The organism is Micromonospora sp. NPDC048999 (genome assembly GCF_040649295.1).
Lineage (GTDB): Bacteria > Actinomycetota > Actinomycetes > Mycobacteriales > Micromonosporaceae > Micromonospora.
Genome location: NZ_JBEZFI010000007.1, coordinates 137,408 through 157,826, shown reverse-complemented (window position 1 = coordinate 157,826; position 20,419 = coordinate 137,408). Strand labels below are relative to the sequence as shown.

The following is a 20,419-nucleotide window of genomic DNA, read 5'->3' as shown; positions in this document are numbered from 1 at the left end:
GGGTCAGTGGGCGGCGGTGTTCCAGTCGGGGCCTTCGCCTAGGGAGACCTCCAGCGGCACCGACAGTGGGTATGCCTCCCCCATCTGGGTGCGGACCAGGGCTTCCAGGGGCGCCCGCTCGCCGGGGGCGACCTCGAAGACGAGTTCGTCGTGCACCTGCAACAGCATCCGGGAGCGCATCCCGGCCTCGCGCAGCGCGGTGTCGACGTGCAGCATGGCCACCTTGATGATGTCGGCCGCCGAGCCCTGGATCGGGGCGTTGAGCGCCATCCGCTCGGCCATCTCGCGACGCTGCCGGTTGTCGCTGACCAGATCGGGCAGGTAGCGGCGGCGGCCCAGGATGGTGGAGGTGTAGCCGTCCTGGCGGGCCCGGGCCACCACCTCGTGCAGGTAGTCGCGGACCCCGCCGAAGCCGGCGAAGTAGTTCTCCATCAGCCCGCGCGCCTCCTCGGCGCTGATCCCGAGCTGCTGGGAGAGACCGAACGCGCTCAGCCCGTACGCCAGGCCGTAGTTCATCGCCTTGATCTTGCGCCGCTGGTCGGCGGTGACCTCGTCGACCGGGACGCCGAAGACCGAGGAGGCGGTGGCGGCGTGGAAGTCGTGCCCGGAGTTGAACGCCTCGATCAGCGCGTCGTCCGACGACAGGTGCGCCATGATCCGCATCTCGATCTGGCTGTAGTCGGCGGTGAGCAGGCACTCGTAGCCCTGGCCGACCACGAAGGCGCGGCGGATCCGCCGCCCCTCCTCCGTGCGGATGGGGATGTTCTGCAGGTTGGGTTCGGTCGAGGAGAGCCGGCCGGTGGCCGCCACGGTCTGGTTGAACGTGGTGTGGATCCGGCCGTCGTCGGAGACCGACTTGAGCAGCCCGTCCACGGTCGACTTGAGCTTGGCCACGTCCCGGTGCCGCAGCAGAAACTCCAGCACCGGGTGCGGCTGCTGGGCGTAGAGCCACTGGAGGGCGTCGGCGTCGGTGGTGTAACCCGTCTTGATCTTCTTGGTCTTGGGCAGGCCCAGCTCGCCGAAGAGGATCTCCTGGAGCTGCTTGGGCGAGCCGAGGTTGAACTCCCGGTCCACCGCCGCGTACGCGCCCTGCGCGGCGGCCTTCACCTCGGCCGCGAAGTGCGCCTCCAGCTCCGACAGATAGTCGGTGTCGGCGGCGATGCCGGTCCGCTCCATGGTCGCGAGGACCCGCATCAGCGGCAGCTCCACGCCGGCCATCAGCCGGGCCGACTGCTCGCCGTCGCGGGACAGCTCGGCGTCGATCGCGTCGGCCAGGTCGAGGGTGGCCCGGGCCTGCAGCATCAGGTTCCGCTCGGCCTCGCCGTCGTTGCCCAACCCGTCGAGCGTGAGCTGGCCGGTCTCCGGCTCGTCGACCCGCAGCTCCCGGTGCAGGTAGCGCAGCGCCAGGTCGGTCAGGTCGTACGAGCGCTGGTCGGGGCGGGCCAGGTAGGCGGCGATCTGGGTGTCGCGGGCGATGCCCCGCAGCTCCCACCCGTGCGCGGCGAACGCCAGCACCGCCGGCTTGCTGTCGTGCAGCACCTTGCGGCGCTCGTCGTCGGCCAGCCAGCCGGCAAGGGCGGCCTCGTCGGCCGCGCCGAGGGTGGCCGGGTCGAACCAGGCGGCCGCGCCGGCAGCGGTCGCCAGCGCCATCCCGGTCACCGCGGCGGTGTGCCGCCGGTTGGGGCCGGTGTCGAGCTTGACGGCCACGCCGACCGGGGCACCGGCCGGGGCGTGGGTCGCCAGCCAGCCGGCAAGGGCGCCGGGCTCGGTGAGCACCTCGCCGGCCAACTCGAAGCCGGCCTCGGCCTCCGGCTCGACGGCCTCCAAATACTGATACAGCCGGTCGCGCAGGATGCGGAACTGGAGGGTGTCGAAGACCTGGTGCACGGCCTCCCGGTCCCAGCCCTGCCAGCGGGCGTCCTCGGGGCGGACCGGCAGCTCCAGGTCGGCGACCAGGCAGTTGAGGTCGTAGTTGCGGATCACGTCGGCGAGCCGCTCGCGCAGGCTGTCGCCGGCCTTGCCCTTGATCTCGTCGGCGCGGGCGACCACGCCCTCCACCCCGCCGTACAGGTTGATCCACTTGGCGGCGGTCTTCGGGCCGACGCCGGGGACGCCAGGCAGGTTGTCGCTGGTCTCACCGACCAGGGCGGCCAGGTCGCGGTAGCGGTCCGGGGCGACGCCGTACTTCGCCTCGACCGCGGCCGGGTCCATCCGGGCCAGGTCGGAGACGCCCTTGCGCGGGTAGAGCACGGTGACGCGGTCGCCAACGAGCTGGAACGCGTCCCGGTCGCCGGACGTGATCAACACCTCCATGCCCTGGTCGCGGGCCTGGCAGGCGAGGGTGGCGATGACGTCGTCGGCCTCGTAGCCCTCCTTCTCCACCACCGGGACCCGCAGCGCGGCGAGGACCTCCTTGACCAGGCTCACCTGGCCCTTGAAGTCGGTCGGGGTCTCGCTGCGGCCGGCCTTGTACTCGGCGTACTTCTCCGTGCGGAAGGAACGGCGGGAGACGTCGAAGGCGACCACGATGTGGGTGGGCTGCTCGTCACGGAGCACGTTGATCAGCATCGAGGTGAAGCCGTAGACGGCGTTGGTCGGCTGCCCCGTGGTGGTGGAGAAGTTCTCCACCGGCAGGGCGAAGAAGGCCCGGTATGCCAGGGAGTGTCCGTCGACGAGGAGCAGGCGCGGCGTCGTAGCTGTCACGGCAGCGACTCTAGTCCGTACCGCCGACAGGCCCGGCCTCCGGCACGGCGCAACCGCCGCGAACCGCCCGCCATGGGCGGCCTGTCGGGTCCGGTGCGGCCCACGCCGCACCGGACCCCCCGGTCAGAGGACCTTGGCCAGGAACGCCTTGGTCCGGTCGTGCTTCGGGTTCGCGATCACCTCGCGCGGGTTGCCCTGCTCGACGACCACGCCGCCGTCCATGAAGACCAGCGAGTCACCGACCTCCCGGGCAAAGCCGATCTCGTGGGTCACCACGATCATCGTCATGCCGTCGCGGGCGAGGTCCTTCATCACGTCGAGGACCTCGCCGACCAGCTCCGGGTCGAGCGCGCTGGTCGGCTCGTCGAAGAGCATCAGCTTCGGCTGCATGGCCAGCGCCCGGGCGATCGCCACCCGCTGCTGCTGGCCGCCGGAGAGCTGACCCGGGTACGCGCCGAGCTTGTCGCCCAGCCCCACCCGCTCCAGCAGCTGCGCCGCCCGGTCCCGGGCCTCGGCCTTCTTGGCCCGCCGCAGCAGCACCGGCGCCTCGACGATGTTCTGCAGCACGGTCATGTGCGGGAACAGGTTGAACCGCTGGAACACCATGCCGATCGCCCGGCGCTGCGCGGCCACCTCCTTGTCCCGCAGCTCGTGCAGCTTGCCGCCGCGCTCCCGGTAGCCGATCAGGTCGCCGTCCACCCAGATCCGTCCGGCGTTGATCTTCTCCAGGTGGTTGATGCATCGCAGGAACGTCGACTTGCCGGAGCCGGAGGGCCCCAGCAGGCAGCACACCTCGCCGGCGCGGACCTCCAGGTCGATGCCCTTGAGCACCTCCAGGGGCCCGAACGACTTGTGCACCTGCTCGGCCCGGACCATCAGGCCCGACTCCGCCGCCGGCGCGCCCGCCTGAGCGGGAATGATCAGCTCGGTCATTTCGAATCCACCGCCCCCGCGTTACCGCCGGTCTCCGCCGTCATCCCGCGAAGCCGCTGCCGGGCCCGCGCGCTGCGTCCGACGCCCTTCGAGAAGTGCCGCTCCAGGTAGTACTGCCCGACCAGCAGGATGCTGGTCAGGAACAGATACCAGATGGTGGCCGCGACATACATCGGGAAGGCCTGGTAGGTCCGGCTGACGACCGCCTTGAGCTGGAAGAACAGCTCGGCGGTGACCGGCACGTAGGCGACCAGCGAGGTGTCCTTGAGCATCGCGATGGTCTCGTTGCCGGTGGGCGGGATGATCACCCGCATAGCCTGCGGCAGCACGATCCGGCGCAGGATCTGGGTCCGGCTCAGCCCGAGCGCCTGCGCGGCCTCGGTCTGCCCCTCGTCCACCGACTGGATGCCAGCCCGGACGATCTCCGCCATGTACGCGGCCTCGGAGAGGCCGAGCGCCAGCACGCCGGCGACGAACCCGGTGAGGATGTCACCCGCACTGAACCCGAACAGCCGCGCCTCGAAGTCGTGGACCCCGAACAGCGCGCCGATCTGCCGGTCGAAAGGCAGGCCGAACTCCAGCCGGGACCAGAGGAGGCCCAGGTTGCCGAAGAGCATGCCCAGCACCAGCCGGGGCACCGCCCGGAAGAACCAGGTGTAGACCCAGGAGACGCCGCGCAGGATCGGGTTCGGCGACAGCCGCATGATCGCGACGACGATGCCGAGCGAGATGCCGAGCAACATCGAGAACACGAGCAGCGCGATGGTGCCGCGCAGCCCGGCGATGATCGGCGGCCGGAACATCTCGTCGACCATCATCGACCAGTTGAACCGGTCGTTCGTGACCAGCAGGTGCACGAACATCGCGACCAGCACCCCGATCACCGCGACGGCGATCCAGCGGCCAGGGTGCCGCACGGGCACGGCCTGGATGGGTTCCGGCCGTGCCCGTTCGGGTGTTTCGACGTCAACCGACATGGTCAGCTGGCGGGGTTGAGTTCGGAGCTGCTGATGGCGCCACCCTCGACGCCCCACTTCGCCAGCGCGGCCTTGTAGGTGCCGTCGGAGATGACCGCCTGCACGGCCTCCTTGAGCACCTCGGCGAAGGCCTGCTGGTCCTTGTTCACCGCGTAGCCGTACGGCGCCGACTCGTAGATGTCGCCGAGCAGCTCCAGCTCACCGCCGCTCTGCTTCACCGCGTACGCGCCGACCGGGGAGTCGGCGAGCATGGCGTCGTCCTTGCCGCTGACCACGGCGGCAGTCGCGTCGCTCTGCGCCTGGTACTGGTCGATGGTGATGGCCGGCTTGCCGGCGTCGGTGCACTTCTTCGACCGGGCGGTGATGTCGTCGACCTGCACGGTGCCGACCTGCACGGCGACCTTCTTGCCGCAGGCGTTGTCCGCGTCGACACCGCCCGGGTTGCCCTTCTTCGTCGCCCACTGGGTGCCGGCGGAGAAGTAGCTGACCATGTTGACGGCCTTGAGGCGCTCGGCGTTGATGGTGAACGACGAGACACCGACCTCGTACTTGCCGGAGGCAATGCCGGGCAGGATCGCGTCGAACGGCGCCGACTCGTACTCGGCCTTCAGGCCGAGCTTCTGGGCGACCGCGTTGAACAGCTCCACGTCGAAGCCGATCACCGTCTGGCCGTCGTTGTCGAGGAACTCCGCCGGGGCGTACGTCGAGTCGGTGCCCACCTTGATCACGCCGTCGGCCTTGATGGCGTCCGGCACCTTCGCGGCCAGGTCCGTGTCGGCCGACGCGGTCACCGCGGGACCACCGGCCTGGCCGGAATTCTCCTTCTCGCCGCAGGCGGCGAGGGAGAGCACCAGGACGGCCGCGCCAGCGACGCCTATCGCCGCCCGTCGGCCACCGTTGAGGTTGCGCATGGTTGTACTCCTTTGAGGGGTCGTACGGTCAGGCCACGCCGAGGTATGCCTCTTTGACCGCCGAGTCGTGCAACAACTCCGCACCGGTGCCGCTCTTCACGATCCGCCCGGTCTCCAGCACGTATGCCCGGTGCGCCCGGGCCAGCGCCTGCTGCGCGTTCTGTTCCACGAGCAGGATCGTGGTGCCCTGCTGGTTGATCTCCACGATGATGTTGAAGATCTGCTGGATCAACATCGGCGCGAGACCCATCGACGGCTCGTCGAGCAGCAGCAGCTTCGGCCGGCTCATCAGTGCCCGACCGACGGCGAGCATCTGCTGCTCGCCGCCGGAAAGGGTACCCCCGGCCTGCTTGCGCCGCTCGGCCAGCCGCGGGAAGAGCTCCAACACCCGGTCCAGGTCCTGCGCGATGCCCGCGCGGTCCCGCCGGGTGTACGCGCCCATGTCCAGGTTCTCCAGCACGGTCATGCCCGGGAAGACGCCCCGCCCCTCCGGGGCCTGGCACAGCCCGCGCTGCACCCGCAGGTCCGCCCGCAGCTTGGTGATGTCCTCACCTTCGAATCGGATCCGCCCGGCGGACACCGGCCGGATCCCGGAGATGGCCCGCATCGTGGTGGACTTCCCGGCGCCGTTGGCACCGATCAACGCCACGATCTCACCCTCGCCCACCGTCAGGCTGATGCCGTGCAGCGCCTGGATCCGCCCGTAGAGCAGGCTCAGGTCTTCGATCTCAAGCAGCATCGTCCGGCACTCCCAGGTAGGCGGCGATCACCTTCGGGTTCTCCCGTACCTCCGCCGGCAGCCCTTCCGCGATCTTCTTTCCGAATTCCAGCACCGCGATCCGATCGGTGACCCCCATCACCAGCTTCATGTCGTGCTCGATGAGCAGCACGGTGACGCCCCGGTCACGGATCTTCCGGATGAGCTGCAGCAGCTCCTCCTTCTCCGCCGGGTTGAAGCCGGCCGCCGGCTCGTCGAGGCACAGCAGCACCGGGTCGGTGGCCAGCGCCCGGGCGATCTCCAGCCGGCGCTGCTCGCCGTAGGAGAGATTGCGAGCCGACTCGTGCATCCGCCCGCCGATCCCGACGAAGTCGAGCAGGGCGCGGGCCTTTTCCTGCCCGTCCCGCTCCTCACGCCAGTGTCGAGGCAGCCGCAGCAGCGCTGAGAGCACGCTCGTCTTGTGGTGCGCGTCCGCGCCCACCTGCACGTTCTCCAGCGCGGTCATCTCGGGGAAAAGCCGGATGTTCTGGAAGGTGCGGGCCATACCCATCTGGGTGATCTGGTGCCGCTTCTTGCCGTTGATCCGCTCACCACGGAACCGGATCTCGCCCTCGCTCGGGCGGTAGATGCCGGTCATCGCGTTGAAGCACGTGGTCTTGCCCGCGCCGTTGGGCCCGATCAGCCCGAAGATCTCCCCCTTGTAGAGGGTGAAATTCACATCGTTGAGCGCGACGACACCACCGAAGCGGAGCGTGACGTGGTCGACCTCGAGCAGGGGCTCGCGCTCGACCTCGACCGACGCGGTCCGCTGCGCGGGAACATTCTGCACCGTCTCAGCCACCGACGATCACCTCCTTGCGCCGGTCCTTGAACTCGGCAGCTCTACGCCGGTTGGCGATCAGGCCCTGCGGCCGGTAGATCATCATGACGATCAGGGTCAACCCGAAGAACGCGAACCGGTACTGATAAAGCTCGATGCCGAACAACTCCACGCCTCGGAACCGCTCGATCAGGTAGTAGGCCAGGCCACCACCGACGATGGCGCCGAGGATGTTGCCGGAACCGCCGAGGATCACCGCCGCCAGGATGATGATCGAGTTCAGCAACTCGAAGCTCTGGTTGTTGACAAAGTTCTGCTTGCCAGCGAACAGTGCCCCGGCCAGGCCACCGATGGCGGCACCGGAGGCGAACGCCCACAGCTTGAACTTGAACGTCGGGACACCCATCAGCTGCGCCGCGTCCTCATCCTCCCGGATCGCGACCCAGGCCCGACCGACCCGGCTGCGGGTCAGGTTCCGCACCCCGAGCACCACCAGGATGATCACGGTGAGGACCAGCCAGTAGTACGGCCGCGGGTCCAGCACTCCGAAGACCGGCGTCCCGTCCGCGTACTTGCCCGGCGGGTGCGGGACCTGGTTGAAGCCGCGCTGGCCCTTCAGGAACGGCGCGCTCGTCGCCGTCAGCCGGATCATCTCCGCGAAGCCCAGCGTCACGATCGCCAGGTAGTCACCGCGCAACCGCAGCGTCGGCAGACCCAGCAGCACGCCCGACGCCATCGCCAGGGCGACCGCGACCGGCAGCACGGTCAGCCACGGCCACACCGTCTTCAGGTCGCTGCTCGGCGAGGTCAGCACCGCCACCGTGTAGGCGCCAACGGCGAAGAAGCCGAAATAGCCCAGGTCGAGCAGGCCGGCGAAGCCGACCACGATGTTGAGGCCCACGGCCAGCAACACGTAGATCGACATCCCGAACAGCACCTGGCCGAAGTTGGACCCGGTGGTCGGGATCGGCCCGAGCCACTGGTAGAACTCCTTGTTCGGCAGGGCGTAGAAGAAGGCGATGACCGCCGCCACGACCAGCCAGTGCACCCAGCGCGGCATGGCGCGCCAGCGCTCGCCGACCGTGTGCCGGCCCGCCCGGAACTTCTCCATCACGCTCGTCATGCCCGCGCTCCCCGCAGTGATTCGCCCAGCAGACCGGTCGGCCGGAACATCAGCAGGATGACGAGCACCACGAAGGCGATCGCGTCCTTCCACTGCGAACCGAACAGCCCCGAGGCGTAGTTCTCGCTCAAGCCGAGCAGCAGGCCGCCGAGCAGCGCGCCGCGCAGGTTGCCGATGCCGCCGAGCACCGCCGCGGTGAACGCCTTCAGCCCCAGCATGAACCCGACGCTGTAGGCCAGGGCCCCGATCCGCACGTTGTACAGCACGCCCGCCACGCCGGCCATCAGGCCACCGGCGATGAACACGATCATGATGATGCGGTCCTTGTTGACCCCCATCAGCGCCGCGGTGTTCGGATCCTGGGACACGGCCCGAATCCCGCGACCGATCCGGCTGCGGTTGATGAACTGGTCAAGCCCGATCATCATCACCAGCGCGAAGCCGACGATCAGCAGCTCCACCCAGCCGATCTCCACCTTGCCGATGCGGAACAGCGGCTCGGGCGGCACGACCATCGGGGCGCCCCGCGACAGCCGTCGGGTGTAGACGCCGAACGCCTCCGAGATGACGATCGACGCGCCGATCGCCGTGATCAGGAAGGCCAGCGGCGGCGCGTTGCGCTTGCGAAGCGGGCGGTAGGCCACCCGTTCGACCACGGTCGCCACCGTCGCCGACGCCAACGCCGCCGCCACCATCGCGATCAGCAGGTACAGCACGATCGACCCTGCACCGGTCACCCGAGAGTTGCCGGTCAGGCCGAGCGCACTCCAGGTGAAGAGCGCGGCGTACGCGCCAGAGATGAAGACCTCGGAGTGGGCGAAGTTGATAAGCCTCAATACACCGTAGACCAGTGTGTAACCGAGCGCGACCAAGGCGTAGATCGCCCCCACGGTCAGGCCGGTCGTCGTGAGCTCTCCAAAATTGGAGATCAATCCGTCGACGTTCAAGAAGGGTGCTCCAGCGACTTGAAGAGAAGCCAGGGTGCGGCCGGGAAGGTGCTCCCGACCGCACCCGCAGCGATTTCTTGGGCAGTCAGACCCGCCCCGGCTTACTGCAGCGGAACCCGCTTCACCGGCACGATCTCACCGTTCTTGACCTCGTACGCCCAGATCTGGACGGCCGACGGGTCCAGCTCGCCGGTGTCGGTGAACTTGTACGAACCGACGACACCCTCACCGGTGTAGCCCTTCACGAACGCCAGCAGGTCGGCACGGGACCGCTTGCCGTCCTTGATGCCGGCCAGCAGGATGTTCGCCGCGTCGTAGGCGTTGTCGCTGTAGGTACCCGGGTCAACGCCGATCAGCGCCTTGTAGTCCGCGGGGAAGGTCCCCTTCACCTCGCTCGCCGGCAGGCAGGGGCAGGTGAAGATGGTGCCCTCCGCGGCGGCCTGGCTCGCACCGTCGATGAAGGCCGGGTCCTTCATGCCGTCAGCACCGACCAGCGTGGCCTTGACGCCAGCGTTGGTCAGGGCCTTACGGATCAGGCCACCCTCGGCGTAGTAGCCGCCGAAGAAGACCGCCGTGGCGCCGGAGGCCTTCACCTTGGTGACGGTGCCGGAGAACTCGGTCTGCTTGCCGCCACCCTGGACCTTGTCCGTGTCGACGACCGCGTCACCGAGCGCCTTCTTGACCTCGTCGGCCAGGCCCATGCCGTACGCCGACTGGTCGTCGATGACGAAGACCTTCTCGGCCTTCAGGTCTTCCTTGATGAACCGCGCGGCGGCCGGGCCCTGCGCGTTGTCGTTGCCGACCGAGCGGAAGAACGTCTTCCAGCCCTGCTCGCTCAGGCTGGGCCGGGTCGCGGACGCGGTGATGTGCACCAGGCCCGCCTCGGAGAACATCGGGTTGGCCGCCTCCGACTCGCCGGAGAAGGCCGGGCCGACAACGCCGAGGACCTTCTCGTCATCGATCGCCTGCGTGGCGAGCTGCGGCGCCTGGTCCGGGCTGCCCTGCGAGTCCAGCGGAAGCAGCGAGACCTTGCAGTCCGTGTTGGCCTTGTTGAACTGGTCAAGGGCGAGTTTCACGCCGTTGTTCTCGTTGATGCCCAGCGCAGCGTCCGGGCCGGTCAGCGCCCCGAAGAACGCGATCTTGTAATCACAAGCGCCACCGGACGCCTCATTGTCACTGTCGCTCTTGCATGCCGCGGCACCACCAACGGCGAGCGCCACCGCGGCGACCCCGCCAAGCACCCGTACGAGCTTCTGCCTCAAGGCCCGAACCCTCCTCCGTCCGCATGGTTCGAACCACCCGCCGCCGATTGGCCATTGCGGGGGGCCAACGAACCAGACCGTCGTCGCCGGTCTGGGGCGGGACGTTATCCCACCTGGGGAGCGTGACGTAAGTCCCAGGAAGACGCGTTGACCGAACCGTTACACGCCGTGGCGGATTAAGAGCGATCGCTGTAAGAGATCTACATGCACGGAAGCGCATCGCCTGCGCTTCCGCGGTAAGTACCCAAGGCCGGTTCACCAGCTACCGATCGACGGCCCGCAACCCCGCCCACCAGGCACGGAACCCCGCGCCGTCATCGACGACCAACACGAATCGATCTCCATCAGAGGCCACCGCCACCGCCGAGTCACCACCATTCGGCACCGCGACCGGCAACGCCATGGGCCGCCATGAACCGCCCGCATCAGTCGAGGACCACAAGGCGCGGCCACGCCCGTCGCCGGTCACCGCCACCAGCCCGCCACCCCCCACGGACACCAGCGCGCGCACCGACTGCACCCCCGCACCCGCCGCGCCGAAACCACCCACCCGCCGCCAGCCGGCGTCCCCGATCCACCCCGCACCGCCATCGGGAAGCGCCGCCCGCCACACCCCGAAACCGTCGCGCACCGGACCCGCCGCCACCACCGCGCCACCCACCACAGCCACCCGCTGCGCCTGGCTCCGCCCGTCCGACGCCGGCAGCGCCAACCGCCGCCAGGCCCGCCCGTCCGCCGAAGCCCAGGCGAGCGGCAGCGTCGCCGTCGCGTGCGGCGGCAACACCGCACCCACCACCAACCACCCCGGCGGTACGGCCACCGCGTCGAGCCCGAGCGTCCTGCCCCGCCCGTCCCCGGCCAACTCCGGCACACCCTCGCGCAGCGTGAACCGCTCTCCGTCCGGCGAGGTCCAGACCGCCGCCCCGTCGGCCCGGGAGCCGACCACCAGCCACCCGTCCGCCCCGGCCACCAGCCGCGACACGCTCACCGCCCGAGGCCCCGCGTACATCTCGAACGGGGCCGCCACCTCCCGCAGCGTGCCGTCGGCAGCCTGCACCCAGGTGCCCGGACGCGGATTGCCGTGCGATCCCCCGCCCCTGGCCCCCAGCGCCCCCAGCCGGCCCTGCCGGCAGGCCGCCGCATACAGCACGTGCCGACGGCCATAGAAGGTCGACGCCGCGATCGACACGGACGACCACGACAGACCATCCGCACTGGCCCACGCCGCCGGGCGGGTCTCCCCCGCCGGGCCGGCCACCGCGCCCACCACGAACCAGCGCCCCGCGCAGGTCACCACGTCACGCGCCAGCAGCCGGCCGGGCGCGCCCGGGGGCGCCGGCAACGTCAGCGCCCGCCAGCGCGGGCGGAGCGGCTCGGGCTCGACCTGCACCGGCGCACGCACACAGCCGGCGAGCAGCACGGCGATGACGCCGAACACCACCGCCAGCCGCCGCGCCGCCACGGATCACACCCTATCGATGACCCCCGCCCCGGCGCGTCAACGAATCGGTCACGTCAGGCGGTCGGCTGCGCCACCTCACCGCCGGAGGTCTCGGCGAGAATCCGCTCGGCGACCTCCTTCATGGTCAGCCGGTGGTCCATCGCCGTCCGCTGGATCCACTTGAACGCCTGCGGCTCGGTCATGTTGTACGTGGTCATCAGGGCGCCCTTGGCCCGCTCGACGGTCTTGCGGATCTCCAGCCGGTCGGTGAGGCCGGCGACCTCCGCCTCCAGCGCGGCGATCTCCGAGTAGCGGGACAGCGCGATCTCCACCGCCGGCACCAGGTCGCTCTTCTGGAACGGCTTGACCAGGTACGCCATCGCGCCGGCCGCCCGCGCCCGCTCCACCAGCTCACGCTGGCTGAACGCGGTCAGGATGATCACCGGGGCGATCCGGGCGCCGGCGATCCGCTCGGCGGCGGCCAGCCCGTCCATGATCGGCATCTTGATGTCGAGGATGACCAGGTCCGGCTTGAGCTCCTCGGCAAGCCGGACGGCGGTCTCGCCGTCACCGGCCTCGCCGACCACCTCGTAGCCCTCCTCGGCCAGCATCTCGGCCAGGTCCAGCCGGATGAGCGCCTCGTCCTCGGCGATCAGTACCCGCCTGCGCTCGGCGTCCGTCTGCGTCTCGGCCACGAGCCTCTCCCACCAGTTCGAGCCCGACACCCGCCGTCCCGGGTGTCGCCGCCCCTAGCCTAGTGGGTAACCTAATGAGGCCGAACTACAGAAGCCCCTGTAGCCCAACCGGCAGAGGCGCGATTCTCAAAAGATCGACAGTGTGGGTTCGAATCCCACCGGGGGCACCGAAGATGTCGTATGGGTGTTCGAAACTGCCCACATGCATCCACCCGAGATCCGCGCCCGAGCACGGCGTCTGTACCTCGCCGGAGCGACCGTGGCCGAGGTCGCCCGCGCGGTCGGTCTCTCCTATCCCACGGTCCGACACTGGTGCAAGGATCGGCCGGAACCGAAGCAACAGGTTACGGCGATGCGCTGCTTCCGATGCCGTGACGACGTCGACAATCCGACAAGTCCCGGGCAGTACGCCTACCTGCTCGGCCTCTACCTCGGGGATGGGCACCTGGTCATCGCCCGGGTTCCGGTGTTACGCATCTTCTGTGCCGACGCCTGGCCGGACCTGATTACTGCCTGCGAGAACGCGATGAGGAAGGTCCTGGCCACCTCGGTGCAGCGGGTGCAGAAGCAGGGCTGCGTCGCCGTGCAAAGCTACGGGAAACACTGGCCGTGCCTGTTCCCCCAGCACGGGCCGGGCAAGAAGCACGAGCGCCCGATCGTCCTGGCGGACTGGCAACGGCGGATCGTCGAAGCGCGCCCGGGCGACTTCCTGCGGGGGCTATTCCACTCCGACGGCTGCCGCGTAAGCAACCGGGTCACCGTCCGCGGTAAGCAGTACGCATATCCCCGCTACATGTTCGTCAACGAGTCGACGGACATCATGGGGCTCTGCCAGTGGGGGCTGGACCTGCTGGGCATCGACTGGAAGATGAACCGCCGCAACTGCCTGTCCGTGGCGCGGCGGGAGGCGGTCGCCGCGCTGGACCGGCACGTCGGCCCGAAGTCCTGACGCTGGGCCGCGCCCCAAGGCAGGACGCCCGGGGCGCAGCCGAGGTGGGGTCAGATCGCGGCGAGCGCCTGCGCCAGGTCCTCCCGCAGGTCTTCCGGGTCCTCCAGGCCGACGGAGAGCCGCAGCAGGCTCCCGCCCGGTTTGGCGTCGCCCTGCACCGGTCGGTGGGTGAGCGAGGCCGGGTGCTGGATGAGCGTGTCGACGCCGCCGAGTGACACGGCGTGGGTGATCAGCCGACAGGCGCCGGCGACGGTGGCCGCGGCGGGGGCGCCGCCGCGTACCTCGAAGGCGAGCAGGCTGCCGGGGCCGGACATCTGGCGGCCGATCAGGCCGGCCGGGTCGTGCAGGGAGGGGTGGTGGACGCGTTCGACGGCCGGGTGGCCGGCGAGCCAGGCGGCGAGTTTCTCGGCGCCGGCCTGTTGGGCGCGGACTCGCAGCGGGAGGGTCTGCAGGCCGCGGTGCAGCAGGTACGCGCCGAGCGGGTGCAGGATCGCGCCGGTGACGGCGCGGACCTGGCGCAGTCGGGTGGCCCAGGCGGGGTCGCAGGCGACGACGCCGGCGAGGACGTCGCCGTGGCCGCCGATGCTCTTGGTGGCGCTGTGCAGCACGAGGGCGACGCCGTGCCGGGCGGGCTGCTGGAGCACCGGGGTGGCGACGGTGTTGTCGACGAGCAGCGGGACGTCGCCGGCGGCGTTGGCGAGGGCGGCGAGGTCGACCAGGTCGAGGGTGGGGTTGGCCGGGGTCTCGACGACGACCAGGGCGGTGTCGGGGCGGATCGCCGAGGCGACCTCGTCGGCGCGGGCCCAGGTGACGTCGGTGCCGAGCAGGCCGGTGGCGAGCACGTGGTCGGTGCCGCCGTAGAGGGGGCGGACGGCGACGATGTGGCGTTTCCCGTCGCGGGTGGCGGCGAGGAGGGTGGCGGTGAGGGCGGCCATGCCGCTGGCGAAGGCGACGGCTTCGGCGGTGCCTTCGAGGGTGGCGAGGGCGGTTTCGAAGCGGGCGACGGTGGGGTTCCAGAGCCGCTGGTAGACGGCGCTGCCGCCGGCCGGGAGGGTGCCTCCGGTGGCGAGGGTCTCGTACGAGTCGCCGCCGCTGTCGACGGACGGCAGCGGGTTGGTGGTGGAGAGGTCGATGGGCGGGACGTGCACGCCGAGCCCGGTGAGGTCGTCGCGCCCGGCGTGTACGGCGGTGGTGTCCACGGCGGTCATGGCCCGAAGGGTCGAACATGAGGACACTGTGAGGCAATAGCAGCGCAGAAAATTCTACGAGGGCCCCTATCTTCATCGCAGGATTCGGGGGATGATGCCCGTATGCCCCTCGCACCGAATGATGTACGGCCGTTCGCGGCGCTGGATGACGTCGATCGCGCGATCCTGACGGAGTTGGCGGCCGATGGCCGGCTGCCGAACAATGCCCTCGCCGAGCGGGTGGGGGTGGCGCCGTCGACCTGTCTGGCGCGTACGCGGGCGCTGCGCGAGTGCGGGGCGATCCGCGGGTTCCACGCCGAGGTGGACCCGGCGGCGGTGGGGTTGCCGTTGCAGGCGTTGGTGTCGGTGCGCCTGGCCGCGCACGAGCGGGCGGCGGTGGACGCCTTCCGGGCCCGGTCGGTGCGGCTGCCCGGGGTGGTGGCGGTGTTCCATGTGGCCGGCGCGGAGGATTACGTGTTGCATGTGCGGGCGGCGTCCGGGGACGCGCTGCGGGACTTCGTGCTGGATCATCTGGCGGTGGATCCGGCGGTGCAGCACACGCAGACGAGCTTGATCTTCGAGCAGGCGCGCGGCATGGGGTAGCGGAACAATTCCGACGCCCGGCGGGTTGATCACAGGCGTGATCGACGTACCGCTGTCTGTTCTTGATCTTGCTCCGGTGGCCGCCGACGGCAGTGTCGGGGAGGCCCTACGGCACACCACCGAGTTGGCGCGGCGCACCGAGGAGCTGGGCTATCGCCGGTTCTGGGTGGCCGAGCACCACAACATGCCCTCGATCGCCTCGTCGGCGCCGGCCGTGCTCCTCGCGCACCTGGCCGCGCGGACGAGCACGATCCGGCTCGGCTCGGGCGGGGTGATGCTGCCCAACCACGCGCCGTTGGTGGTGGCCGAGCAGTTCGGCACCCTGGAGGCGCTGCACCCGGGCCGGATCGACCTGGGGATCGGCCGGGCGCCGGGCACCGATCAGGTGACCGCGCTGGCGCTGCGCCGGAGCATGGAGGGGTTGTCGGCCGAGCACTTCCCCCGGGAGCTGGCCGATCTGATGAACTATTTCAGCGGCGCCGAGCCGGGGCCGGTCACCGCCGTACCGGGCCGGGGCCAGTCGCCGGTGGTCTGGCTGCTCGGGTCGAGCGGGTTCAGTGCCCAGCTCGCCGGGCTGTTGGGGCTGCCGTTCTCCTTCGCGCACCACTTCAGTGCGCAGAACACGCTGCCGGCGCTTCAGCTCTACCGGCAGAGTTTCCGCCCGTCGCAGTGGCTGGCGGAGCCGTACGCGATGGTCGCGGTGAACGCGGTGTGCGCGGAGACCGATGAGCGGGCGCGGTGGTTGGCCGGCCCGGCCGGGCTGTCCTTCCTCAAGCTGCGTTCGGGGCGGCCGGAGCCGCTGGTCACGCCGGAGGCGGCGGCGGCCTATCCGTATTCCGAGCTGGAGCGGGAGTTCGTGGCCCAGCGGCGGGAGGGGCAGGCGATCGGCTCGCCGGAGACGGTGGCCCGGCAGCTCGGCGCGCTGCTGGAGCGCACCGGCGCGGACGAGCTGATGTTGACCACGATGGTGTACGACGTGGCCGACCGGGTCCGCTCGTTCGAGCTGATCGCCGAGCGGGTGGCCGGTGGCCTGCTCCGGAAGGGCTGAAACACGCTTTTCACAGCGCCGTCACCCGGCGGTCGCGTAGCGGCTCTAGGTTGGTGGCCGGTGGTGGTACGGCACTCCCGGTCGGGACGGGTCGGGGGCGCCGCGGTGTGGTGCACCGGGTCGCCAGCGCTGCGGGTTCCGCGGCTGGCGGCCCGGTGCGTTTCCCGCTCAGCGCAGGTAGATGTTCGGGGCGGGCGGGGTGGTCATGCCGTCGCCGAGGAAGAATCCGGTGTGCGGCGGCTGGTTGTAGGCGGTGTTCTGCCAGGCGATGGCGACCCGGTACTGCGGGTCGTGCATCAGGGTGTGCAGCCGCAGGCTGGTGGGCGTCGGGGTGCTGTAGATGCGCAGCGCGGTGCTGTCGCTGGTACGCCAGATCACCTCTTCGCGCCAGTCGCCGAGGATGTCGCCGGAGAGCGCCGGGGTGGACTTGGTGCCGTTGTTGGACGCGACGCCGTTGGCGGTGAGCAGCCGGGTGTCGCCGTTGGGGCCGTACTTGTCGATTTTCGTGGCGTCGAGCAGTTCGCGGACGGGGTCGCCGTCCCACCAGATGAGGAAGTTCTGCGAGGACGGTTTGCGGCCGATGTTCTGCCCCTTGGTGTTGAGTAGGCCGTCGGCGGCGGCGGACCAGGATTCCGCGCCGGGGCTGCCGGCCCAGATGTCGTCGGAGACGCCTCGGCCGTTGTCGCCGTTGGGGGCGGTCTGCCAGAGCACCTGGCCGGTGCGGGCGTCGGCGAAGTACGAGCTGGGCTTGGTGCCGTCCTCGTCGACCTTGAAGACCTCCAGGCCGGGCCGGGAGGGGTCGAGGTCACCGACGTGCAGGGCGTCGCCGTGCCCGTTGCCGGTGGACCAGAGCAGCCGGCCGTTGTCGTCGATCGCGGCGGCGCCGTACACGATCTCCTGCCGGCCGTCGCCGTCGATGTCGGCGATGGAGAGGCTGTGGTTGCCCTGGCCGGCGGCGGCGCCGTTGCCGGCGGTGTTGGAGTCGAAGGTCCAGCGCTTGCGCAGGGTGCCGTCGCGGAAGTCCCAGGCGGCGATGACGGCGCGGGTGTAGTAACCGCGCGCCATGATCAGTGAGGGGCGCTGCCCGTCGAGGTAGGCGGTGCCGGCGAGGAAGCGGTCGACCCGGTTGCCGTAGGAGTCGCCCCAGGAGGAGACGGTGCCGCGCGGCGGGTCGTAGTCGACGGTGGAGAGGGCGGCGCCGGTCCGGCCGTCGAACATGGTCAGGTATTCGGGGCCGGAGAGCACGTAGCCGCTGCTGTTGCGGTAGTCGGCGCTCGCGGAGCCGATGACCTGGCCGGTGCCGGAGCGGGTGCCGTCGGCGGTCTTCATGGCCACCTCGGCGCGGCCGTCGCCGTCGTAGTCGTACACCTGGAACTGGGTGTAGTGGGCGCCGGCGCGGATGTTGCGGCCGAGGTCGATGCGCCACAGACGGGTGCCCGTGAGGGTGTACGCGTCGACGTAGACGTTGCCGGTGTAGCCGGACTGGGAGTTGTCCTTGCTGTTGGACGGGTCCCATTTGAGCACGATCTCGTAGCGGCCGTCGCCGTCGAGGTCGCCGACGCTGGCGTCGTTGGCCGAGTAGGTGTACGCCTCCCCGGTCGGGGTGGTGCCGCCGGGCGGCGGCTGGATCGGCACGTCGAGGTAGCCGTTGAGGAACTGCAGCGCGGCGGCGGAGGCCGCCTGCTCGGCGCCGTTCACCACGGCCCGCACCGTGTACGCCGCGCCGGCCGCCGCGCCGCTGTCGAGGTAGTTGGTGGCGCCGGTGATCGGGGTGCTGTTGACCTTGGTGGAGCCCCGGTAGAGGTTGAACGACACGCCGGACACCTCGGTGCCGAGCAGCCGCCAGGAGACCAGGTTGCCGTTGCCGGAGCGGACGCTGATCAGGCCTCGGTCCAGCTTCTCCATCTGCATGCCGCCGGTCGGTGGTGGCGCGGTCGTGGGTGGTGCGGTGGTCGGGGGTGCGGTGGTCGGGGGTGCGGTGGTCGGGGGTGCGGTGGTGGCTGGCGCGGTGGTGGGCGGGGTGGTGCCGGTGCAGGTGGTGCCGTTGAGCGCGAAGCTGGTCGGGGCCGGGTTGCTGGTGTTGTTCCACGAGCCGTTGAAGCCGAAGGCGGCGGTGCCGCCGGTGCCGATCGCCGCGTTGTAGCCGGCGTCGCGGGCGGCGACCTGGGCGCCGGACTGGGTGACGGTGGCGTTCCACGCCTGGGTGACCTGCTGGCCGGCGGTCCAGGACCAGGTGAGCGTCCAGCCGTTGACCGGGTCGCCGAGGTTGGTGACGGTGACGTCGGCGCCGAAGCCGCCGCCCCACTGGTTGGTGACCTGGTAGTCGACCCGGCAGGCGACGGTCGCCGCCGCGGCGGCCACGGTGGTGAGGACGCCGGCGAGGAGGGTGGCCGCCGAGGCCGCGGCGAGCAGCGCGGTCCGGCGGCGGGAAATGGTGAGGTGCACGAGGCTGCCTTTCGCGGAGGTCAGGCACACGGCGAGGGGCGCCGGCCTGCCCTGGCCGGCGGGGAACGTACGCCGCACTGACGGAGAATTTATTGATGTATGTAAATCGGCTCCGCGTACGGGCATCGTAGGACGACGCCTCGGGCCGGCACAACCGCCACGGCGGCCCCTTGCCCGGCTGGCCCCATCCTGATCAACTTCAGGGATGGCTGAGCACATGGACCCGGAGGAGTTCCGCCGCGCCGGGCACGCCGTGGTGGACTGGATCGCCGACTACTGGCAGACGGTCGGCCAGCGGCCGGTGACCTCACAGGACCCGCCGGGCGCGGTGGCCGCCGCGCTGCCCGCCGGGCCGACCGAGCAGGGCGAGCCGGTCGAGGCCGTCCTGGCCGACCTGGACCGGATCATCGCTCCCCGGCTGACCCACTGGCAGCACCCGGGCTTCTTCGGCTACTTCCCGGCCAACACCTCCGGCCCGAGCGTGCTGGGCGACCTGGTCAGCTCCGGCCTCGGGGTGCAGGGGATGCTCTGGGCGACCGGCCCGGCCTGCACCGAGTTGGAGACGGTGCTGCTGGACTGGCTCGCCGGCCTGCTCGACCTGCCGGAGCGGTTCCGCTCGACCGGCCGCGGGGGCGGGGTGATCCAGGACTCCGCCTCCTCGGCAACGCTGGTCGCCACCCTGGGCGCGCTGCACCGGGCCAGCAACGGACGCTGGCGGACCGACGGCATCGACCGCCGCTACCGGGCATACACCTCGACGCACGGACATTCCTCGATCGAGAAGGCGGCCCGGATCGCCGGTCTGGGCGCCGACGGGGTCCGCACGATCGAGGTGGACCCGGCAACGCAGGCGATGAGCCCGACGGCGCTGCGGACGGCGATCGAGGCGGACCTGGCGGCCGGCGTGGTGCCGGCAATCGTGGTGGCCACCATCGGCACCACGTCCACCACCGCGGTCGACCCGCTGCCGGAGATCGGCGCGATCTGCGCCGAGCACGGCGTCTGGCTGCACGTCGACGCCGCGTACGCGGGCGCGGCGGCGGTCTGCCCGGAGCTGCGCTGGTCGCACGCCGGGATGGAGTACGCCGACTCGTACTGCTTCGACCCGCACAAGTGGCTGCTCACCGGCTTCGACTGCGACGCGTTCTGGGTGGCCGACCGGGGCGAGCTGATCGAGGCGCTGACGGTGATGCCGGAGTTCCTGCGCAACGCGGCGACCGAGTCCGGCGCGGTGATCGACTACCGGGACTGGCAGGTGCCGCTGGGCCGCCGGTTCCGGGCGCTCAAGCTCTGGTTCGTGCTCCGCTGGTACGGCGTCGAGGGGTTGCGGGCGCACATCCGCTCCGGGGTGGCCCTCGCCGACCGGTTCGCCGCGCGGGTGGTCGCCGACGACCGGTTCGAGCTGGCCGCGCCGCATCCGTTCTCGCTGGTCTGCTTCCGGCTGCGGGCCGGCGACGAGGCGAGCACCGAGCTGCTGCGCCGGGTCAACGCCACCGGACGGGTGCTGCTGACCCACACCCGGGTCGGCGGGCGGTACACGCTGCGCCTGGCGGTCGGCTCGCCGCTGACCACCGAGCGGCACATCGACGAGGCCTGGGAGCTGTTCTCCACCGCGGCCGACGACCTGCTGGCGGCCTGACCGCCACCCGGTCGCGCC

17 protein-coding genes, 1 tRNA gene and 1 pseudogene are annotated in these 20,419 nt (G+C 70.5%); 6 read left to right on the top strand and 13 right to left on the bottom strand.

The annotated features are described in order from the left end of the window. Nucleotides 1-3 precede the first annotated feature (3 nt). The 11 genes from polA to AB0C02_RS12305 all read right to left on the bottom strand — a co-directional run bounded on the left by polA (nucleotide 4) and on the right by AB0C02_RS12305 (nucleotide 12,530). Complete coding sequence (polA, locus tag AB0C02_RS12355; RefSeq protein WP_357546028.1) at nucleotides 4-2,703, bottom strand: DNA polymerase I; 2,700 nt, start codon at nucleotides 2,701-2,703, stop codon at nucleotides 4-6. Between the two features lie 123 nt (nucleotides 2,704-2,826). Beyond that, nucleotides 2,827-3,636 (bottom strand): amino acid ABC transporter ATP-binding protein, encoded by an 810-nt coding sequence (locus tag AB0C02_RS12350; RefSeq protein ID WP_357546017.1) that lies wholly within the window; start codon nucleotides 3,634-3,636, stop codon nucleotides 2,827-2,829. Further along, the gene (locus tag AB0C02_RS12345; protein WP_357546004.1) at nucleotides 3,633-4,613 is read right to left on the bottom strand and encodes an amino acid ABC transporter permease; all 981 of its coding nucleotides are present in this window, start codon (nucleotides 4,611-4,613) and stop codon (nucleotides 3,633-3,635) included. Before AB0C02_RS12345 ends, AB0C02_RS12350 begins: the two co-directional genes overlap by 4 nt. Before the next feature lie 2 nt (nucleotides 4,614-4,615). Then, the gene (locus AB0C02_RS12340; protein WP_357545997.1) at nucleotides 4,616-5,524 is read right to left on the bottom strand and encodes an ABC transporter substrate-binding protein; all 909 of its coding nucleotides are present in this window, start codon (nucleotides 5,522-5,524) and stop codon (nucleotides 4,616-4,618) included. Nucleotides 5,525-5,552: 28 nt separating this feature from the next. Beyond that, nucleotides 5,553-6,263, bottom strand: a complete 711-nt coding sequence (locus AB0C02_RS12335) for an ABC transporter ATP-binding protein (RefSeq protein ID WP_357545992.1) — start codon at nucleotides 6,261-6,263, stop codon at nucleotides 5,553-5,555. Then, complete coding sequence (locus AB0C02_RS12330; protein ID WP_357545980.1) at nucleotides 6,253-7,083, bottom strand: ABC transporter ATP-binding protein; 831 nt, start codon at nucleotides 7,081-7,083, stop codon at nucleotides 6,253-6,255. The genes AB0C02_RS12335 and AB0C02_RS12330 overlap by 11 nt, the downstream gene beginning before the upstream one ends. Then, a complete protein-coding gene (locus tag AB0C02_RS12325) occupies nucleotides 7,076-8,185 on the bottom strand; it encodes a branched-chain amino acid ABC transporter permease (RefSeq protein WP_357545966.1) in 1,110 nt (369 codons plus the stop codon). Before AB0C02_RS12325 ends, AB0C02_RS12330 begins: the two co-directional genes overlap by 8 nt. After that, nucleotides 8,182-9,132 carry a branched-chain amino acid ABC transporter permease gene (locus AB0C02_RS12320; RefSeq protein WP_357545953.1) on the bottom strand — a complete coding sequence of 317 codons (951 nt, stop codon included), beginning with the start codon at nucleotides 9,130-9,132 and terminating at the stop codon, nucleotides 8,182-8,184. The genes AB0C02_RS12325 and AB0C02_RS12320 overlap by 4 nt, the downstream gene beginning before the upstream one ends. Nucleotides 9,133-9,233: 101 nt before the next feature. Next, on the bottom strand, nucleotides 9,234-10,394 hold the full coding sequence (locus AB0C02_RS12315; RefSeq protein ID WP_357545941.1) for a branched-chain amino acid ABC transporter substrate-binding protein: 1,161 nt from the start codon (nucleotides 10,392-10,394) through the stop codon (nucleotides 9,234-9,236). A gap of 262 nt (nucleotides 10,395-10,656) precedes the next feature. Then, on the bottom strand, nucleotides 10,657-11,856 hold the full coding sequence (locus AB0C02_RS12310; protein WP_357545937.1) for a hypothetical protein: 1,200 nt from the start codon (nucleotides 11,854-11,856) through the stop codon (nucleotides 10,657-10,659). 53 nt (nucleotides 11,857-11,909) lie between these two features. Then, complete coding sequence (locus AB0C02_RS12305; protein ID WP_357545932.1) at nucleotides 11,910-12,530, bottom strand: response regulator; 621 nt, start codon at nucleotides 12,528-12,530, stop codon at nucleotides 11,910-11,912. A 93-nt stretch (nucleotides 12,531-12,623) separates the two neighbouring features. Between AB0C02_RS12305 and AB0C02_RS12300 the strand changes: the two genes are divergently transcribed. The 3 genes and pseudogenes from AB0C02_RS12300 to AB0C02_RS12290 all read left to right on the top strand — a co-directional run bounded on the left by AB0C02_RS12300 (nucleotide 12,624) and on the right by AB0C02_RS12290 (nucleotide 13,479). Next, nucleotides 12,624-12,697, top strand: a tRNA-Leu gene (locus AB0C02_RS12300). A gap of 35 nt (nucleotides 12,698-12,732) precedes the next feature. Further along, nucleotides 12,733-12,837: pseudogene (locus AB0C02_RS12295) on the top strand (helix-turn-helix domain-containing protein); the annotation flags it as partial. 45 nt (nucleotides 12,838-12,882) lie between these two features. Then, nucleotides 12,883-13,479, top strand: a complete 597-nt coding sequence (locus AB0C02_RS12290; RefSeq protein WP_357546321.1) for a transcriptional regulator — start codon at nucleotides 12,883-12,885, stop codon at nucleotides 13,477-13,479. A gap of 50 nt (nucleotides 13,480-13,529) precedes the next feature. Here the strand turns inward: AB0C02_RS12290 and AB0C02_RS12285 are convergent, their stop codons facing one another. Next, a complete protein-coding gene (locus tag AB0C02_RS12285) occupies nucleotides 13,530-14,687 on the bottom strand; it encodes an aminotransferase class I/II-fold pyridoxal phosphate-dependent enzyme (protein ID WP_357545917.1) in 1,158 nt (385 codons plus the stop codon). A 102-nt stretch (nucleotides 14,688-14,789) separates the two neighbouring features. Between AB0C02_RS12285 and AB0C02_RS12280 the strand changes: the two genes are divergently transcribed. Both AB0C02_RS12280 and AB0C02_RS12275 read left to right on the top strand, forming a co-directional pair. Beyond that, on the top strand, nucleotides 14,790-15,269 hold the full coding sequence (locus AB0C02_RS12280; protein ID WP_357545906.1) for an Lrp/AsnC family transcriptional regulator: 480 nt from the start codon (nucleotides 14,790-14,792) through the stop codon (nucleotides 15,267-15,269). A gap of 37 nt (nucleotides 15,270-15,306) precedes the next feature. Beyond that, nucleotides 15,307-16,317 carry an LLM class flavin-dependent oxidoreductase gene (locus AB0C02_RS12275; RefSeq protein ID WP_357545895.1) on the top strand — a complete coding sequence of 337 codons (1,011 nt, stop codon included), beginning with the start codon at nucleotides 15,307-15,309 and terminating at the stop codon, nucleotides 16,315-16,317. Nucleotides 16,318-16,485: 168 nt separating this feature from the next. On the opposite strand, the gene AB0C02_RS12270 is transcribed toward AB0C02_RS12275, so the two are convergent. Beyond that, nucleotides 16,486-18,762 carry a cellulose binding domain-containing protein gene (locus tag AB0C02_RS12270; protein ID WP_357546316.1) on the bottom strand — a complete coding sequence of 759 codons (2,277 nt, stop codon included), beginning with the start codon at nucleotides 18,760-18,762 and terminating at the stop codon, nucleotides 16,486-16,488. Nucleotides 18,763-18,967: 205 nt separating this feature from the next. Here AB0C02_RS12270 and AB0C02_RS12265 point away from each other — a divergent pair, with 205 nt between their 5' ends. After that, entirely contained in the window at nucleotides 18,968-20,401 is a 1,434-nt protein-coding gene (locus AB0C02_RS12265; protein WP_357545883.1) for a pyridoxal-dependent decarboxylase, read from the top strand. Nucleotides 20,402-20,419 lie beyond the last annotated feature (18 nt).

What these genes read in the sequence shown, in the direction of transcription:
- AB0C02_RS12350 (WP_357546017.1), bottom strand. Translation starts at nt 3,636, where the DNA reads ATGACCGAGCTGATCATTCCCGCTCAGGCGGGCGCGCCGGCGGCGGAG.
- AB0C02_RS12345 (WP_357546004.1), bottom strand. Translation starts at nt 4,613, where the DNA reads ATGTCGGTTGACGTCGAAACACCCGAACGGGCACGGCCGGAACCCATC.
- AB0C02_RS12340 (WP_357545997.1), bottom strand. Translation starts at nt 5,524, where the DNA reads ATGCGCAACCTCAACGGTGGCCGACGGGCGGCGATAGGCGTCGCTGGC.
- AB0C02_RS12335 (WP_357545992.1), bottom strand. Translation starts at nt 6,263, where the DNA reads ATGCTGCTTGAGATCGAAGACCTGAGCCTGCTCTACGGGCGGATCCAG.
- AB0C02_RS12325 (WP_357545966.1), bottom strand. Translation starts at nt 8,185, where the DNA reads ATGACGAGCGTGATGGAGAAGTTCCGGGCGGGCCGGCACACGGTCGGC.
- AB0C02_RS12290 (WP_357546321.1), top strand. Translation starts at nt 12,883, where the DNA reads ATGCGCTGCTTCCGATGCCGTGACGACGTCGACAATCCGACAAGTCCC.
- AB0C02_RS12285 (WP_357545917.1), bottom strand. Translation starts at nt 14,687, where the DNA reads ATGACCGCCGTGGACACCACCGCCGTACACGCCGGGCGCGACGACCTC.
- AB0C02_RS12280 (WP_357545906.1), top strand. Translation starts at nt 14,790, where the DNA reads ATGCCCCTCGCACCGAATGATGTACGGCCGTTCGCGGCGCTGGATGAC.
- AB0C02_RS12265 (WP_357545883.1), top strand. Translation starts at nt 18,968, where the DNA reads ATGGCTGAGCACATGGACCCGGAGGAGTTCCGCCGCGCCGGGCACGCC.